We start from the raw sequence: 16,505 nt of genomic DNA, 5'->3' as shown, positions 1-16,505 counted from the left end.
TCCTCTGAAGCAGCGAATTCAGACTTGGGCGGTTGGCCGCGAGGCGAAGAGGCGCAAGGCAAGCAGGCAGCCAAGACCGGCGATGCCGACCATCAGCGCGAAGGATTCCAGGCTCGCTCCGGCGCCCAGCAGGGCCAGCAGCGAGCCCGCTGCACTCATGACTGCGATGGAAATCATCCCGACCATCGCCGATACCAGGCCTTTGCTGTCATCGCTGGCGAACAGGGCCAGCCGATACAGCGCGGCATTGCCCATGCCGAGCCCGATGGCGTACAGCGACAGGCCACCGACCAACACGGGCAGCGAAAGGGTGAATGGGCTGGCGACGATCAACGCGATCAGACCGGCACAGAAGGGCCACAGGCTGTAACGGAGCACCCGGCGCACACCGACCCGATCCACCAGCGCGTTGAGGATGAAGTTGCCGAGGATGACCGCTGAGAAAACCGGAACCTGCCAGATTCCGTACGCCAGGGGAGACAGCCCCTGACCCTGGATCAGCAACAGGGGGGACAGGCCGATCCAGGCAATCAGCGGCAGGCTCATCAGCCCCAGCGCGACGCTGGCCGACATGAACCCCACATGGCCGAGCAGGGCGCCGTATCGCCGGACCAGCGAACGCAAGTCGAACGCTTCGACACTGGAGGCTTGAGCATGGGCGGGCACTCCATGGATCGTCCGAGGCATGAACCACCACAAGGCCAGCCAGCTCACCAGCCCGAGCCCGGCAAGCAACATGAACAATTCGCGCCAGGACAACCATTGCAACAGCAGCCCGCCTGCCAAGGGCCCAAGCAGGGGCGAGAGCAGGGCGAGATTGCCGAGCAAGGCCATGACTTTCACGGCAGCGGATTCAGGGAATATTTCCTGGATGGCGGGATAGCTGACTGCAATGACGAAGCCCAGGCCCATTCCCTGGATCAGGCGAAGCCCATTGAAGCCGTGCATGCTGCTGACCTGGGTGATCGCCACGCAAGCCAGCACGAACCCGGCACAGCCGACGAGCATGAAGGGGCGTCGGCCATGACGATCCGACAAAGGGCCGATCAACCACGGCAACAGGACGCCGCCCAGCAGATACAAATTGAATGCGTAGGGAATCTGGTCCGGGGACGCATCGAGGTCCTGGGTGACCATGAGCATGGCGGGCATGACCAGGTCGCTGGCCATATAGGTGAGGCATTCAAAAAGGGCGATCGCCAGGCAGAAGCCTGCCACGCGGATAGATGAAAGGGTGCTTGGCTGAGTTTGCATGGGTTCCCAACGTTGGTTTCAAAAAGAACGTATCAGTTCTTTTTCGAGGGTACGTTGGCGCTATCCCGGGTCGAAAGGCGTCTTTCCTTCTATTGCCATGGGAAAGTGCGCACGTGCTTGTAGGAGATTTCCTTCAGACGAAGATTACGCAGGGAGATGGTAAATATTCTGGCGGCCGATGAAGCCATCGATTGATTCCCAGCAGCCGCAGTCGCGCGCGTCACCCGGGCGGCGGTACCATAGGGCACTGCATCGCGCCGTGGCACCGGCGAGAAGGTGTCCGGAAAACAGATGAAGGCAGAACGAATCACTTCAGGAAGCTGGCAAATGACTCATTCGCAACGTTTGAAATACTCGATTCTGGTGGTTGTCGTCGTCCTGGCGATCATGCTCGGACTGTCCTGGATGCAAGGCAAGGGCATGATCAGCGAGCAGCTGTTTCAATACATCGCCATTGCCGTGGCAGTTATCGTCGTGGTGATCAACGGCGTGATGCGGCGCAAGGTCAAGCCTTGAGCGCAGCTCATTCCCCGGCACTGAGCCGGGCCATGGCCTGGTGATGCAAGCTGTAGCTTTTATCGAGATTGAGCGTGACCACGCCCTCGCTGCACAGGCGCTTCAGGACTTCGCGCACGCTCAGGAAGGACAAGGGAATGTCCAACCCCAACAACTGGCTGTGAACACCTCGCACGCCCAGTCGACGGTTTTCATCGGCGGCCTTGAGCAAGGCGTCGATGACCTTCAGGCGAATCAGGCTTGTCCTGAGTCCGTAGCTCTTGAGCAGGCGCTTGATCTGCTCGTTGCTGCCTCGCTCCGCTGACCCGAAGACGCCATTGGACGCGGTCGGCGTGACACGGGACGAACCTGGCTTACCCTCCATGGGTACTTGCGCGTTATGCATGTAAAAGACTCCATACCAGCCTGACAGAAAAGATCGGATGCTCTCCTGTAATAGGACGAACGAGAGCGGCCAATCATGAAGGGCACGATGTGAAAAAATTGCCTGGATACGCTCAATTCCCTGTAAAGGCGGGTCGCCGGGCCGTTAATTTTTTTTCATCCGGTTCGTTCTCAAGGAAGGTGCTTTTTGCGTTCAAGCACGTCGCCGTTGTATTTCAGGCCAGGCCGCCGGTTTCTACGGCCCTGGTTCTTGAGCGCTTTTGATCAGGAGTGAATGTGGGAATGTCCGGGCAGTTATCGAGGTTTTGTCTCGCCGGTGCCTTGCTGGGGATGACCCTGGGCTTGAGTACCGTCGTCAGCGCGCGAGGCGAGGTCGGGCAGGCCGCTGCCGAAATTCGTCGCACCAGTTTTGGCGTGCCGCATATTCGCGCCCAGGATGAGCGGGGGTTGGGATACGGCATCGGGTATGCGTACGCGCAGGACAACCTGTGCCTGCTGGCCAACGAGATCGTGACGGTCAATGGGCAACGCTCGCGCTATTTCGGCCCGGAGCAGATGACTGTCGAGCAGCGGGAAAACCGTGCCAGCGATCTGTTCTTCACCTGGCTCAATACGCCACAAGCGGTGTCCGGTTTCTGGCAGGCCCAAACGCCCCAGGTCCAGCAACTGGTCGAAGGTTACGCCGCCGGCTACAACCGCGCGCTGGCCGAACGCAAGGCGAAGGGCCTGCCCGAACAATGCGCAAGCGAGTGGGTTCGGCCGATCACCGCGCTGGATCTCGTCAAGCTGACCCGGCGCCTGCTGGTGGAGGGCGGCGTCGGCCAGTTCGCCGAGGCCTTGGCCGGCGCGCAGCCGCCCAAGGCCACCGCGCAGGCCGCCGTTTCGACGTCCGGCTTCGCGGTTGCGGCGACACACCAGCAGCGCTTTGCCCTGGAGCGCGGCAGTAACGCCCTGGCGATCGGTAGCGAACTGTCATTCAACGGGCGCGGCATGTTGCTGGCGAACCCGCATTTCCCTTGGTCGGGAGGCATGCGGTTCTATCAGATGCACCTGACGATACCGGGCAAGCTGGACGTCATGGGTGCAGCGTTGCCGGGCCTGCCGATGATCAACATCGGATTCAGCCAGCACCTGGCCTGGACCCATACCGTCGACACGTCCAAGCATTTCACGCTGTACCGCCTGCAACTGGATCCCAAGGATCCAACCCACTATCTGCTGGACGGCAAGTCCGTGCCGATGAGCCAACAGACGGTCACAGTGGACGCCAGGCAAGCCGATGGGCAGGTCAAGCCGGTTTCCCGTGTGGTCTACGGTTCGCAGTTCGGGCCGATCGTGCAATGGCCCGGGAAATTGGATTGGGACAACCGGTTCGCCTACAGCCTGCGCGATGCCAACCTGGAAAACGACCGGGTGCTGGCGCAGTGGTACGCGATGAATCGAGCGGTCACCCTCAAGGATTTGCAGGACTCGGTCCACAAGGTCCAAGGCATTCCCTGGGTCAACACATTGGCGGTGGACGACCAGGGGCAGACGCTTTACATGAACCTGTCGGTGGTGCCGAACGTCGACGCGGGCAAACTGGCCCGGTGCAGCGATCCCAGGGCTGGACAGAAACTGATCGTATTGGATGGCTCGCGCAGCGAATGTGACTGGGGCATCGACGCCGATGCCGTACAGAAGGGCACTTTCGCGGCCGGCAAGCTGCCGCAACTGTTGCGCCGCGATTATGTGCAAAATTCCAACGACTCGGCGTGGCAGGTCAATCCGGCGCAACCCTTGTCCGGCTATTCGCCGGTCATCAGCCAGCAAGACCAGCCGCTGGGCCTGCGCTCGCGCTTCGCGTTGGACAGGCTCACACAACTGGCCAAGCGTGGGCCGGTGACCGCAGATGATTTACGGCGCATGGTCATGGACGACCAGGTTTACCTGGCCGATCAGGTCATGCCGGATCTGCTGGCTTTTTGCTCCGCCGACTTGGGGCCCGATGCGTTGCCATTGACCGAGGTATGCGCGCGTCTCAAGCGTTGGAGTCGCACCGCGAACCTGGACAGCGGCGTTGGTTTCGTTCATTTCCAACAGATCATGCAGGCGCTGCAACCTGTGCCTGATCTATGGCGCGTCGCATTCGATCCGAAGGATCCGCAACATACGCCTCGCGGCTTGGCAGTCGAGCGGCCCGCGGTGGCTGTGGCGTTGCGCCAAGCCATGCGCGCATCGATGGAGCGGGTCAACGCAGCCGGACTGCCGGCGGACAGTCAATGGCGCGATGTACAGGTTGCCAGCAACGGCGGTCGCCAGATCCCCATTCCTGGCGGACCTGGGGAGTTGGGCATCTACAACGCGATCCAGAGCGTGCCGGGGGCGAACGGCAAGCGGGAGGTGGTCAGCGGCACCAGTTATCTGCAAGTGGTGACGTTTGATGGCAACGGTCCCAAGGCCGAGGGATTGCTGGCGTTCTCGCTTTCCAGCGATCCTTCATCGCCTTATGCGGTAGATCAGACCCAGGCATTTTCAAAGCGACAGTTGAGTGCGTTGCCGTTCACCGAGCAGCAGATCAAGACCGATCCGCATTATCAGGCAGTGACCATTCGAGAGGATGAGCCAGTGAGCAGGGTCGTGACGCACTAATTGCGGCCATGAACAAAAGCCGCGACCCGAAGGGGCCGCGGCTTTTCAGTTTTTGCTCGGGCGGGGGCCGATAGCGTTCAGCACCAGGTTGCCGTCCTTGTTCTGGGTCAGATAGACCGGCAACACCTTGGGCAGCGATGGCACGAGGTTCTTCACCTCGTTGAGGTTGTAGATCCCGCCGATGCGCAGGGTGCCGGTGTTGTTGTCGGCCAGCATGACCGGATGATCGAGGTAGCGGTTGATCAGCGGCAACGCGTCGGACAAGGCCAGGTTGTCGAGGACCAGTTTGCCGTTGCGCCACGCCAGCGAGTTATCGTCGGCGGAAACCTCACGGACCTGCGGCTGGTAGTCGCCAGCTTTGTAGCTCGCCTGCATGCCGGGCGACAGTTGCGCCCCGTTGGCATTGGAGGCCTTGTTGCTGATCACCCACACCGAACCTTCCAGCAGCGTGACCTTGACCTGATCCTGATACAACCAAACGTTGAAGCGGGTACCGGTCACGCGCACCTGGCCCTGGCCTGCCCGAACGATAAACGGATGCTGCTTGTCGTGGCTCACGTCAAAAAAAGCTTCGCCCTTTTTCAGCGTCACGCGACGTTCGTGCTTGTAATTGGCAAACACCAGTTCGCTGCCCAGGTTGAGTTCCACCTGGCTGCCATCGTCCAGCGTGACCTGCCGTCCGGTCGCGCCCGCCTCGAATCGTTGATAGGTGTTCGGCACCCAGCCCAGGTTCCAACCGGTGAAAGCCGCCAAGGGCACGCCCAGCGCGAGCACCGTGGCGGCGACGGCCAGTTGGCTCCAACGCGTGCGAGGGCGACGGTTCGAAGCAGCAGGCGCGGGCTCGCCGCGCGGCAGGTGTTCAGCCGTGCCCCAGATCTCCAGCATGGCTTCGTATTCGAAAGCGTGCAGGGGATCAGCGTCGTGCCAATGCTTGAACGCCAGCCGTTCGGCATCGGTGCAGTCGTCCGCATGCAGACGCATGCACCAATGCGCAGCCGCATCGGTGATGGCGTCGTATTCGGCTTCCGAGAGTGTACGTTCGGTCATTGACTCTTCCTGGTTTGCCGCATTCTAACCCTCGGGAGCCATTGTCGAGAACAGCGATGATGGCGTTTGCGCAGTAACTGTCCGGTTTTTCTCATGTTTGAAAGGTATGCGCATTCGCTCCTGCATCGGACTGTCTCATACGCGTCGTGAAAAAAAGATCAACGAGAAGGGGCCGGATCGAGCTGGCGCCCCATTTCACAGATGAGCAAGGTCAGAGAGTCGGCGTTGCGAAGTATCAGATCGATGCGCTGGTCCGGCACTATCGGATTCAGAAAGGCATCACGTGCTTCGTCCATGTTCCGGGCTCCGCTGATCTTCAGGATTTCTTTGGCCACATTTTTCATTTTGGGCAGCCGCTCAAAGCCTTTCTGGGTGTTATCGGCACTGTCCCATTGGGTGAACAATTTCGATTTGGGCGTGGTGAGTGAAAACCCGTTGAGTTGCAGGTCTTTCTGCGTTTCGTACCGTTCGCGTCCGTAATGCGTCGTGGTCGGTATCAGGTCCAGAAAGGGACACATCACATCCAGGTAACTGAAATCGAAAGTGTCGAAGAGCTGGTGGGACGTTTCATGGATGAAGACCGATGCCTGGGCATGGGCGTCGACATCGAAAAAATCAGGCACGGCAGATTTGTACCAATCCAGCTCCGGTTCGAAGAAGCGTTGGGTGAGATAAATTCTCCCAGCGGGCGAAGGTTCCATCACGAAAGCGGTAGCTCTGTCGTCGAGGAATCGAAGATGCCCAACAACGACACGGTTTGTGTTGAGCTGTTCCCAGTAGGGATCGGCCAATGCGGTGCACGTCGGTGAAATGGCCGCCTCGATCTTGGCAAGCAACTGACTGTCAACGCGTACGACGCCAAAGAACGACCTGAGGAAGGTATCCAGCCGAGAGCCCGGCGCAACGTTTCGTTTAAGTCGAGCGAAATTGTGCAGAGCGTTATGGCAATAGAACCTCGCCGTTTCCAGGGCCTGGATGATTACAGTGGCGCGGTGGGGATATTTCCTGCGTATCTCCATCATGCCCCGGGCCTCGATATTCAATGTCCCTTTGGCGAAGTAATCGCTACAGCCCATGGCTATTGTCGACCCCGCCTGGCCAAAGCGAATCGTCTGTCGTTGAGGATCGATCTCCCAGGTGCGGCCAGGCGAGCGCGTCACCAAAGGCCCCTGGCCGTCGTCGTGGATGATGCGCCAGGCCCGGTTGTATTTTGCGACTTGAAAGACTTTCCCGGCGAGGGGGATATAAAGCCTGCCGTTTTCCACCGCCTCGTACATTCCGTCGGCCAGCTTCTTCAGTCTCGAGAGACTGATGCCCGCGGCTTCGAAGGGTTGCAGATCGGTACGAGGTGCCGCGGTGCTCGTGATATTTCTCCAGTCGGACATAGACGGGGTGCTGGACGATGCAGGCTCGATGGGATCGAGAAGTCCGAAGGTATCGTCGCGATTCAAAAAGCCCAATGAGACCATCTCCGCAGCGCCGGCGATGAAGTTCTGCAGCCCCGCTTTCCAGTCACCCTCTTGGAAGGCCTCCGAAGAGGCCTTGAAGTCATCGAAGCTGTCCCAAAGGGTGCCTATGATCGACAGTCTGCCCGGCAGATGCCTGCCCACGAATCGGGCCCCGGCGCTGAACACATGGAGAACGGTTGACCAGTCAATGTGACGTCCTTTCAGGGTTCGGGCGCCCACCATGTCTGTCAGCATTTTTGCGTTGTCGTCGTACAGCGTGTCGAGCAGGTTTGCGGTGATGGGGTTGGCCGCCAGGGTAATTTCCGACACTTTTCCAAGGGTGGAAGCCAACAGATGCTTGAACGTGGCTTGCTGGTCCTCGGGAAGCCGGCGAATCAGCAAGTCCTGAAGCGCGCCGGGTCCGTTGAACGCGGCAATGATGCTCGCTTCATCCTTGAACTCGGTGAGTTGATGGCCGTCGTGGTAGGGCGCGTACAGGATGTGCGGGCTTGCGGTATCGGCGCTTGAACTGATGAGGTAAAGCCCCGTGGCCCTGACCGCGGCAGCGCCGCCGGTCTTGATCAGTTCCAATGGACGAAAGATCGCGTTGGCGTTCTGGACGGCTTCTCGGGCGATCGCGTCCGGCATGTCCAGTACCTGGTGGATCAGGTCGAATGCTGTCGCACTAAGGTGCTGTTGCAGATGAAGTGCATGGGCGTATTGCAACAGCTGCCAGGGCAGTTGTTGGCAAAAGCGTTGTCTTCTTGGAAGGACGTCCGCAGCGACGCCAGACAGTCCCTGCGTCAAGGCTTGCTTGAAGGTGGTTTGCACGTCCAGGGACGACAATATCTGCCTGACAGCCGTCTCGTTCAAACCGTCTGGTAAAGGTCGTGTTGAGGTTAACGAGACCTGGAAGCTCTTCTCGGTTACATCGACGTGGCACAAGGCAAAATCGGTCAGGGAACTGGCCGCACCCACCACCGCCAGAGTAGGCGTGATCTGAACCGTCTCGGGGTTCAGTTGTTTTTGCGGAAAGCGCGCCGCCAATATTGTTTGCAGTTTTTTTTGCACATGGCTGCGCACGGGCTCTATTCCGTCCAGATAATCCTTGCCCTCACTCGCGCTGTTTTTATATTGCTCCAGGAGCTCGATATGAAAGCGCTGCTCATCAAGAGCGGCCATGCCGAGCCAGGCGGGAAGCGTGTGTCGCAGTTTGTCTGCCCGGGCGATGCGCGTGGCACGTTCGAGGTTGTTGGGCGCGCCTTTGCCGAGCAGCGCTTCGAGGCTTTTGCGAAGCGCCGCCCCCGTCAGTTGCCAATCACCGGCGTTCAAGGTACTCAGGTAACCATGCTCCGCCTCGAAGTGCGTGATGAACGATTTCATCCGGTTCAGCAGCACGTTCTCTTCGATAAGCTCGTAGGATTCAAGCTGATACTGGGCATGAGGCTTGCGTTGCGCGCAAGGCAGATTCGCGAGGAAAGCAAAGCGCCTTCGAGAGTCGAGCAGGTATTGATTCAATCGCTGGGTAACGGCCTCCACGGAAGAAAAAGCCTGCAAACCTTCGGAGGGCGTCCAAAGAACGGCCATACCGGAATAGGGCGTGTCCAGTCCGCCGCGTTCAGTCAATAAAAAACAGTTCGCGAGGGGAAGCTGAACCGTCTCTTCTTTATCGCTGCGTTTGAGCTTCAATGAGTAGACGTCAGGTCGAAAGCCTTTGATACCGGTGCGCAGTGAGCGGTCCGGGTAATACGCGTCGAACGTGAAAACCGTGTTGATCAACTCATGGGCAATCGACGGAAGCGTTTCATTACGCGCTTTCAGCTCGGCCTCCGCGCGTATGCCGAGGGAAAAGACATTGGTCAGTTCAGACAGTAGGTTTCTGGGTCTGTTGTAGAGTGAACTGCCCCCCGATGCCGGTAGCTGGGTAAACAGCTTGCCGAAGGTCTGCGCGATATCGGTGTAACTCTTGATGCTTCTCGCCAACTGATCGGATCGCAGATTGGAGGAACGCAGCTTGCCGTAAAAGGCGGGACGAGAGCCCCAATGCCCGGCGGTGGGCTGACTCAACAGTTTTTTGTTGACGAACGCGCGGATGTCCAACGCCTTGTCGACGAGTGCGTGGGCGTCAATATCGTCCTGGCGGGACATCTCCAGTGCGTAACGAAGGTTTTTCTGCTGTTTTTCAAGCATCGCATCGGCCAGGGATTCGGCAATCGGCAAGTCCATCGGTTTTCCCGATATCTGAGGCTCATCAAAGCGCAGGAAACGATTGCATCCCTCCAGATCCAGGAGGCTATAGACGGCGTCCTTTGCCGTCGCCGCGGTGGGGTCAGTCAACAGGGCATCCCTGAAAGCAAAATAACTGGCGACCTTTCGAATGCCGTGAGTGGGCGTGTAAAGGTAATGATCTTTGCCACTGACCATCAGGGAACCTGCGAGCTCCACGTAGTCGGACGCACGTTCGCCCAGTCGGATCGTTTCGATAAAAAGGGGTGTCTTGTCCTGGGAAGAGGGTCTGAACATTCCAATGAGTTCATGACTTTGTGCTTGCGTGAGTTGTCCTTTTTCCCGTTCGGCCAGGATGCTTGCCCATAACCCGTCGTGAATGACCTGTTCCAGAAGCTTTCGGCGTGACAGGTAAAAAGAAGTGGTCATCTCTTTCCAGAAGCCCTCGATACAACGTGCGAGCGCTGGAATCAGCTGGGTGGCGGCGCGCGTGATCACGTCCAGCCATTGCACTGCGGTATAGGGCGAGTTGGCTGTGCCCGGAAAGGTGATATAGCCGTAATGCCCAGGCGGCCAACCCTGATGGTGGAAATAGGTCAGGACCGCGTCTGTGAGCGGCATGCTTTCGGTCACTCCGATATCCTCGGCACCTCCCGGACGAACGCCTTTGCCGAGGGCGAGGCGGGCCTGTCGGTAATCGAACTTCGGCAACATCTCGTTGAGGATCTGGTCAAGCATCGACGTTAGCGAAGGCAACTTGACCAGTTCCTTCACCATCGACGAAGCATTCAGAAATTGGGCACTTTCAATGGACGCGAGTTGGTCCTTGAAAATGTCTCCCTCGATAACGTGTCTGGTCTGGGTAATCTCGGAGGTGCTGAGCAATTCACTGCGCTGGGAAACGGACAGGAGGCTATAAAGGTCGTTGCGCCGTGCGGTGTCTTGGCGCATCTGACCAATTGCTGTTTCGAGCGATACGGGGTTGTCGAATTTCCTGATGCCTTCCATCGGCGTATAGAGAAACGTTGGCCCGGTATCGGGGCTGCCGCCGCCGGACGAGGTGCGCAGGGCAAAGCAGCCAGCCAGCGCGATCGGCGTTTTTTTCTCGGCTTGCAACAGGATCCTTTCGGCAGACATCGGAGGCGTCTTCGCGGCGCGCTGCGTGTGGCTGGGTAGCGAGACATGGTGCAGCCAGTCGAGGTCTTCCTGCGTCAACCCGTTGGGCGTGGTGAGTTGATCCGGGCGCACGGCGGCCAATATTTCCGGGAACAGCAGGGGGGCGGGTCTAGTCGTCATTGTCGTATCTCGTTTAAGGCACCGCTTGACGGTGCGAAGGTGAGAAACGACAGGTTAAGCAGTGGCGGACAGCCAAGGGCGGTACATAGTTACCGCACGCGCAGTTGCCTGAACTGTCAGGCTTGTGACCGACGCCAGGTCAATGATTGACAGAGCGCGTGCGAAGCGGTGTTTAATCACCCCGTAGGTCTCTCACGCTGTTGCTACCTCCAACAATCATCCTGGAGCTTCAGATGTCCGCGCCATCCGATCATGCTGCTTCCTGCACCCTGTCTTTCGACGCCTTGGTGAATCTGCTCGAGCAGATTTTCCTTCGCCATGACACGTCGCCCGATGTCGCCCGCACCCTGGCCCTGAACTGTGCCGCCGCCGAGCGTGACGGCGCCCACAGTCATGGCGTGTTCCGCATGCCCGGCTATGTCTCGACGTTGAACAGCGGTTGGGTCGATGGCCAGGCGGTGCCGGTGGTCGAAGACGTCGCCTCCGGGTTCGTCCGGGTGGACGCCGGCAACGGTTTTGCCCAGCCTGCCCTGGAAGCTGCCCGGCCACTGCTGGTGGAAAAAGCCCGCAGCGCGGGGATTGCGGTGCTGGCGATACGCAACTCCCATCACTTCGCGGCGCTCTGGCCGGATGTCGAACCGTTTGCCTATGAGGGACTGGTGGCGCTGAGCGTGGTCAACAGCATGACCTGCGTGGTGCCCCATGGCGCGGACCGCCCGCTGTTCGGTACCAATCCCATTGCGTTCGCCGCTCCACGCGCCGGGGGCGAGCCGATCGTCTTCGACCTGGCCACCAGCGCCATCGCCCACGGTGATGTACAGATTGCCGCGCGCAAAGGCGAGCGCTTGCCACCCGGCATGGGCGTCGACAGCCTTGGCCAGCCGACCTGTGACCCGAAGGCAATCCTGGAGGGTGGCGCGCTCCTGCCGTTCGGCGGGCACAAGGGTTCGGCGCTGTCGATGATGGTCGAGTTGCTGGCAGCAGCGTTGACCGGCGGGAATTTTTCTTTCGAATTCGATTGGCACAATCACCCGGGCGCCAAGACGCCATGGACGGGGCAACTGCTGATCGTGATCGATCCAGGCAAGGCCGCCGGGCAAGGTTTCGCCGAGCGTAGCCAGGAACTGGTCAGGCAAATGCACAGTGTGGGATTGCGCCGGTTGCCCGGTGACCGTCGACACCGTGAGCGCAGCAAGTCCAATGAGCAAGGGATCACGCTGGACGAGCAGACGCTGGCGCAGTTGCGCGAACTGGCGGGGCTGTAGCTGAAACAACTGTTTTTGTGGCGAGAGAGCAAGCTCCCTCGCCATGGACCGGTCTTAGCGGCGCCCGAGCAACAGCCCCACCACCAGCCCGAAGCCTGCGGAAATCGCGACGGTCTGCCACGGATGGCCGCCGATATAGACTTCGGTGGCGTCCACCATCGGGCGCGTGCGCTCCCGAGCGCTGGCGACTGCGTCCAGGGCCTGTTGCAGCTTCTGGGCGATCTGGCCGCGCAGGTCCTCGGCATCTTCACCCACCAGGGCGGCACTGCTCTTGAGTAACTTCTCCGACTCCTCGATCAACGCTTTCAGTTCGCTGAAGGCTTGATCCTTGATTTGCTCTCCGTTCGGTTGCGCGACGCTTCTACGAGCCATTGAGGTACTCCTTGAGGATGATGGCAGTGAACAGTGGAGTGTTGCGCTTGCTTGAAAGTTGCAGCACCGGGCATGCGTCACGCTGGCGCAGTTAAAATCGTGGTTAAGACGTTTCCGCTCAAGGTGTAAGATGGCGCCTATTTACGCAACAGGTAATTCCCATGAGTTTCAATCTGGCTGACAAGTCCCTGGCCGAGCGTGCAGCGCTGGAAGACGAAAAATCCCGGCTCTTCGAGCTGTGGCAAAACAACCTGGGCAAGGCCAAGGGCGATGCTGCCCGGTTGTTCGGCGAGCGTTCCAAGCGCAAGGGCAAATGGGCTGAATGGGTGCGTGCGGAATTGGACGGCATGTCGCCTCCGGAGTACGCCAACATGGTGCGCAGCGAGGTCAACCGCCTGATGGCCGCCAATAAATAAACATTCAAGCGAAGGTGGCGACGATCGCTTCGCGCACTTTGCTGGCCGCTGGGTCCATCGGCGTGTGGGTTCGCCATCCCAGTTCGATGGGGTAGCGGGGCAAGGCGAGCGGGCAGGGCAGCAATGCCAGGCCGCTGAGTGCCGCGATGGCCTTGGCGGCATGGCCTGGGATAGTCGCCACGGCCTGGCTGCCCTTGAGCAGGAACGGCAGCGCCGCGAAGTGAGTGGTCGAGGCACAGACTCGCCGGCGCAGGCCGAGTCCGGCCAGCCCTTCGTCGGTGATGCCGATGAAGCCGCCGGACGACACCAGCAGGTGCTCACGGGCTACGAAGTCTTCCAGGCTCAGGCCCTGCTCACCTTCCTCGAGGCTGGCCGGATCCACCAGGCAGGCGTAGTCGCCTTCTCCCAAGACCTGGCGACTGAGCAGCCGTTCGGTAAACCCTCCCGCCGTGATTGCCAGGTCGAGGCTGCGTTCCATCAAGGCGCGCCCGACGATCTGGCTGTGGGTCTGGCGAAAAATCAAGCGCAGCCCCGGCGCTCGCCGCGCCACTTCCTCGATCAGCCGCCGCCCATGGGCGATCTCGAAATCATCGGATAACCCGACGATGACCGAGCGGCCCTCATAGTGGCTGGCGCCTGGATCGACCATCGCCAGGCTTTGTCGGCATTTGTCCAGCGCATCGCTGATCACCGGCTTCAACTGATTGGCCCGAAGCGTCGGGGCCAGGCCGCGGCCCGTGCGCACGAACAATTGATCGTCGTATAGCCCGCGAAGCCTGCGCAGCGCGGCGCTTATGGCTGACTGAGTCACGCCCAGGCGCAGGGCCGCGCGGCTGGCGCTGGATTCGTCGTGCAAGGCTTCGAAAGTTTTCAGCAGGTTCAGGTCGACGTCGGTGATATTCATCTGGCTCATATCTTTTAGCAGCGTGCTGGGCTTTATTCATGATCCGTCGGCACTGGAGAATCGGCAACACCTGAAATCACGGAGTTCAAGACCATGCCTAGATCCATCGTCGCTGCCTTGCAGATCGGCTCGTTGCCGGGGGGCAAAGCCGAAACATTGGCGCAGATTCTTTCTTACGAAGAGGCCATTTCTGAAGCTGGCGCTCGTTTGGTGGTGATGCCCGAGGCGCTATTGGGTGGCTATCCCAAGGGCGAGGGGTTCGGCACCCAGTTGGGGTATCGGTTGCCGGAAGGGCGCGAGGCATTCGCGCGCTACTTCGCCAACGCCATCGACGTGCCGGGCGTCGAGACGGAGGCGTTGGCCGGCTTGTCGGCGCGCACCGGGGCCAGCCTGGTGCTGGGTGTCATTGAGCGTGCTGGCAGTACCTTGTACTGCACCGCGCTGTATTTCGAGCCGGACGCAGGCCTGGTGGCCAAGCATCGCAAGTTGATGCCCACCGGCACTGAACGGCTGATCTGGGGCAAGGGCGATGGCTCGACGTTGCCGGTGATCGACAGCCAGGTCGGGCGGGTGGGCGCGGCGGTGTGCTGGGAGAACATGATGCCGCTGCTGCGCACGGCCATGTACGCCAAAGGGGTGGACGTCTGGTGTGCGCCAACGGTGGATGAGCGGGAGATGTGGCAAGTGAGCATGCGTCATATCGCCCACGAAGGACGGTGTTTCGTGGTCAGTGCCTGCCAGGTCCAGGCGTCACCCCAGGCGTTGAGTATCGACGTGGCGAACTGGCCGGTGGAGCGGCCCCTGATCGCGGGCGGCAGCGTGATTGTCGGGCCGATGGGTGATGTGCTGGCAGGACCGTTGAAGGGCAGTGCCGGGTTGTTGACCGCAGAAATCGACACCGACGAGCTGGTGCGGGCGCGCTATGACTATGACGTGGTCGGCCACTACGCCAGGCCGGATGTGTTCGAACTGGTGGTGGATGAGCGGGCCAGGCCGGGGGTGCGTTTTACCAGGTAATCACCAAGTGGCCGTGGAACCCGGCAAGTCGAGGGTTCCGCGGTCGACGAAGCGCATCGTGCCGAACAGCCCGCCCGCGAGTTTGCCCTTGAGCACATAAGGCAGGTTGTCCAGGCTTTGGGTCTGGCTCAGGCCCAGCGTCTGGCGCAACACAGAAAAAGCCGAAATGCTCACCGGTATGCTCAGGATGCCTTCGGAAAAACGTGGTATCGAGCCGGTCTGGTCACTGACTCCTGTCGCCAATGTATGACCGTTGACCTCCAGGTCCAGCGCTACACCGTTGTAATCGATGGTGGTCTCGTTGGGGTTCTGCAGGCGCAGTTTAACCGCAAATCGCATCTCCAGGCCCTGGCTGGGCAATGGCTCGATGCCGACCACGTTGATGTTCAGTGGGTCCCGGTGCTGGAAGAGGGCGCAGGCGCTCAGGCTGAGTATCGCCAGGATGAGAGACAAGCCGAGGATTTTGCGCATGGATACTTTCCCATCAGAACTGTGGACACAACAATAACATTGGGTGGAACAATACTCCGTGGCGAGGGCGCCGCTCTCCTGACAGTTTCTGACACCAGGCTCTGCTAATCTGCTGCGAATTTCCTTTGGATCTTTTTCTATCGTGTCGCGAACCACTCGGCTGCTCACGTTGCTGCAAGTCTTGCGGGGCAAGCGATGCCCGGTCACCGCCGCGACATTGGCGACCGAGTTGAATGTATCCGAGCGAACACTGTATCGCGATATCGCCGAACTCACGGCGATGGGTGCGCCGATCCAGGGTGAGGCGGGCATCGGCTATGTGTTGCGCAGTGGGCTGTTCCTGCCACCCTTGATGTTCACCGCCGATGAAATCGAAGCCATCGTGCTGGGGTTGCGCTACGTCGACCAGCGCGGCGATGAGGTGCTGGGCAAGGCCGCCGCTGACGCCTTGGCGAAGGTCGATGCCGTGCTGGCGCCGGGTTTGCGGGACGCCTTGCACAACCCGACGGTTCTGCCGGGGCCTGCGGGTTATGGCTATCCCCAGAATATCGTCGACCTGAACGTCTATCGCCAGGCCATTCGCAGTCAGGCCAAGTTGCACATCGATTACGCCGACGTGAACAAGATACCGAGCCAGCGCTTGATCTGGCCCCTGGCCCTGGGTTTTTTCAACGAGGCCCGGGTGGTGGTGGCCTGGTGTGAATTGCGCGGCGCCTATCGGACCTTTCGCACCGACCGGATTGCGGCGGCCGCAGCCCAGGGGGAGCGTTATCCGGGCCGGCGCAGCGACTTGTTGCGGGCCTGGTTTGCACTGATGAACCTGGACGAAGCAGGGCGTTTCACTCCTGACAAAAACTGACATGACGCTGTTTTAGCATGGCTGTGGATCGATAAAACAAGGAGCCCTGACATGTCCAATCCCGCCTCTTCCCTGGCCCCGGCCATTGCCGGTTATATCGCCGCCGCCAACGCCCGCGACAGCTCGGCGGCGACGCGTTTCTTTGCCGAGAATGCCAACGTCTTCGACGAGGGCAATCACCGGGTCGGTACCCAGGCCATCGCCCAATGGATGGAAGACACCGCGCGACGTTACGAGCCACGGGTTGAAGTCCTCAACGTGCAGCAACGCACCGGAAAGGTGCTGGTCCACAACCTGATCTCGGGGACCTTCCCCGGCAGTCCGCTGGAGTTGCGCTACACCTTCCGGCTCGATGAGCAGGGCAAGATCAGCCGGTTGGATATTTCTGTGTGATAGGTC

14 protein-coding genes are annotated in these 16,505 nt (G+C 60.1%); 7 read left to right on the top strand and 7 right to left on the bottom strand.

Annotated features, from left to right (window positions below; all coding sequences use genetic code 11):
- Window positions 1-18: 18 nt before the first annotated feature.
- Window positions 19-1,254, bottom strand: a complete 1,236-nt coding sequence (locus OC610_RS01085; RefSeq protein WP_264426125.1) for an MFS transporter — start codon at window positions 1,252-1,254, stop codon at window positions 19-21.
- A gap of 327 nt (window positions 1,255-1,581) precedes the next feature.
- On the opposite strand from OC610_RS01085, the gene OC610_RS01080 reads away from it, so the two are divergent.
- Entirely contained in the window at window positions 1,582-1,770 is a 189-nt protein-coding gene (locus tag OC610_RS01080) for a hypothetical protein (RefSeq protein WP_181290153.1), read from the top strand.
- A gap of 7 nt (window positions 1,771-1,777) precedes the next feature.
- On the opposite strand, the gene OC610_RS01075 is transcribed toward OC610_RS01080, so the two are convergent.
- On the bottom strand, window positions 1,778-2,155 hold the full coding sequence (locus OC610_RS01075) for a fe2+ zn2+ uptake regulation protein (RefSeq protein ID WP_264426124.1): 378 nt from the start codon (window positions 2,153-2,155) through the stop codon (window positions 1,778-1,780).
- Window positions 2,156-2,436: 281 nt separating this feature from the next.
- On the opposite strand from OC610_RS01075, the gene pvdQ reads away from it, so the two are divergent.
- Entirely contained in the window at window positions 2,437-4,785 is a 2,349-nt protein-coding gene (gene pvdQ / locus OC610_RS01070; RefSeq protein ID WP_264426123.1) for a bifunctional acylase PvdQ, read from the top strand.
- A 45-nt stretch (window positions 4,786-4,830) separates the two neighbouring features.
- On the opposite strand, the gene OC610_RS01065 is transcribed toward pvdQ, so the two are convergent.
- Both OC610_RS01065 and OC610_RS01060 read right to left on the bottom strand, forming a co-directional pair.
- The gene (locus tag OC610_RS01065; protein WP_264426122.1) at window positions 4,831-5,832 is read right to left on the bottom strand and encodes a FecR family protein; all 1,002 of its coding nucleotides are present in this window, start codon (window positions 5,830-5,832) and stop codon (window positions 4,831-4,833) included.
- A gap of 158 nt (window positions 5,833-5,990) precedes the next feature.
- Entirely contained in the window at window positions 5,991-10,802 is a 4,812-nt protein-coding gene (locus OC610_RS01060; protein ID WP_264426121.1) for a dermonecrotic toxin domain-containing protein, read from the bottom strand.
- A 233-nt stretch (window positions 10,803-11,035) separates the two neighbouring features.
- Here OC610_RS01060 and OC610_RS01055 point away from each other — a divergent pair, with 233 nt between their 5' ends.
- Window positions 11,036-12,067 (top strand): Ldh family oxidoreductase, encoded by a 1,032-nt coding sequence (locus tag OC610_RS01055; protein WP_264426120.1) that lies wholly within the window; start codon window positions 11,036-11,038, stop codon window positions 12,065-12,067.
- A 54-nt stretch (window positions 12,068-12,121) separates the two neighbouring features.
- On the opposite strand, the gene OC610_RS01050 is transcribed toward OC610_RS01055, so the two are convergent.
- A complete protein-coding gene (locus OC610_RS01050) occupies window positions 12,122-12,439 on the bottom strand; it encodes a DUF883 family protein (protein WP_030142726.1) in 318 nt (105 codons plus the stop codon).
- A 161-nt stretch (window positions 12,440-12,600) separates the two neighbouring features.
- On the opposite strand from OC610_RS01050, the gene OC610_RS01045 reads away from it, so the two are divergent.
- The gene (locus tag OC610_RS01045) at window positions 12,601-12,855 is read left to right on the top strand and encodes a hypothetical protein (protein WP_030142725.1); all 255 of its coding nucleotides are present in this window, start codon (window positions 12,601-12,603) and stop codon (window positions 12,853-12,855) included.
- A 4-nt stretch (window positions 12,856-12,859) separates the two neighbouring features.
- Here OC610_RS01045 and OC610_RS01040 read toward each other — a convergent pair whose 3' ends face one another.
- On the bottom strand, window positions 12,860-13,768 hold the full coding sequence (locus OC610_RS01040) for a LysR family transcriptional regulator (RefSeq protein WP_264426119.1): 909 nt from the start codon (window positions 13,766-13,768) through the stop codon (window positions 12,860-12,862).
- An 84-nt stretch (window positions 13,769-13,852) separates the two neighbouring features.
- Between OC610_RS01040 and OC610_RS01035 the strand changes: the two genes are divergently transcribed.
- Entirely contained in the window at window positions 13,853-14,776 is a 924-nt protein-coding gene (locus tag OC610_RS01035; RefSeq protein WP_264426118.1) for a carbon-nitrogen hydrolase family protein, read from the top strand.
- Here the strand turns inward: OC610_RS01035 and OC610_RS01030 are convergent, their stop codons facing one another.
- Entirely contained in the window at window positions 14,777-15,247 is a 471-nt protein-coding gene (locus OC610_RS01030; RefSeq protein ID WP_264426117.1) for an LEA type 2 family protein, read from the bottom strand.
- Window positions 15,248-15,389: 142 nt separating this feature from the next.
- On the opposite strand from OC610_RS01030, the gene OC610_RS01025 reads away from it, so the two are divergent.
- Both OC610_RS01025 and OC610_RS01020 read left to right on the top strand, forming a co-directional pair.
- On the top strand, window positions 15,390-16,106 hold the full coding sequence (locus OC610_RS01025) for a helix-turn-helix transcriptional regulator (RefSeq protein WP_264426116.1): 717 nt from the start codon (window positions 15,390-15,392) through the stop codon (window positions 16,104-16,106).
- Window positions 16,107-16,157: 51 nt separating this feature from the next.
- Window positions 16,158-16,499 (top strand): nuclear transport factor 2 family protein, encoded by a 342-nt coding sequence (locus tag OC610_RS01020; RefSeq protein WP_264426115.1) that lies wholly within the window; start codon window positions 16,158-16,160, stop codon window positions 16,497-16,499.
- Window positions 16,500-16,505: the final 6 nt, after the last annotated feature.

It is taken from the genome of Pseudomonas agronomica (assembly GCF_025917275.1).
Lineage (GTDB): Bacteria > Pseudomonadota > Gammaproteobacteria > Pseudomonadales > Pseudomonadaceae > Aquipseudomonas > Aquipseudomonas agronomica.
The sequence above is the reverse complement of the archived record's forward strand: the minus strand, read 5'-3'. Positions and strand labels throughout refer to the sequence as shown.

Coding starts and splice junctions, on each gene's coding strand:
- OC610_RS01085 (WP_264426125.1), bottom strand. CDS start 1,254: ATGCAAACTCAGCCAAGCACCCTTTCATCTATCCGCGTGGCAGGCTTC.
- OC610_RS01080 (WP_181290153.1), top strand. CDS start 1,582: ATGACTCATTCGCAACGTTTGAAATACTCGATTCTGGTGGTTGTCGTC.
- OC610_RS01075 (WP_264426124.1), bottom strand. CDS start 2,155: ATGCATAACGCGCAAGTACCCATGGAGGGTAAGCCAGGTTCGTCCCGT.
- pvdQ (WP_264426123.1), top strand. CDS start 2,437: ATGTCCGGGCAGTTATCGAGGTTTTGTCTCGCCGGTGCCTTGCTGGGG.
- OC610_RS01065 (WP_264426122.1), bottom strand. CDS start 5,832: ATGACCGAACGTACACTCTCGGAAGCCGAATACGACGCCATCACCGAT.
- OC610_RS01060 (WP_264426121.1), bottom strand. CDS start 10,802: ATGACGACTAGACCCGCCCCCCTGCTGTTCCCGGAAATATTGGCCGCC.
- OC610_RS01055 (WP_264426120.1), top strand. CDS start 11,036: ATGTCCGCGCCATCCGATCATGCTGCTTCCTGCACCCTGTCTTTCGAC.
- OC610_RS01050 (WP_030142726.1), bottom strand. CDS start 12,439: ATGGCTCGTAGAAGCGTCGCGCAACCGAACGGAGAGCAAATCAAGGAT.
- OC610_RS01045 (WP_030142725.1), top strand. CDS start 12,601: ATGAGTTTCAATCTGGCTGACAAGTCCCTGGCCGAGCGTGCAGCGCTG.
- OC610_RS01040 (WP_264426119.1), bottom strand. CDS start 13,768: ATGAGCCAGATGAATATCACCGACGTCGACCTGAACCTGCTGAAAACT.
- OC610_RS01035 (WP_264426118.1), top strand. CDS start 13,853: ATGCCTAGATCCATCGTCGCTGCCTTGCAGATCGGCTCGTTGCCGGGG.
- OC610_RS01030 (WP_264426117.1), bottom strand. CDS start 15,247: ATGCGCAAAATCCTCGGCTTGTCTCTCATCCTGGCGATACTCAGCCTG.
- OC610_RS01020 (WP_264426115.1), top strand. CDS start 16,158: ATGTCCAATCCCGCCTCTTCCCTGGCCCCGGCCATTGCCGGTTATATC.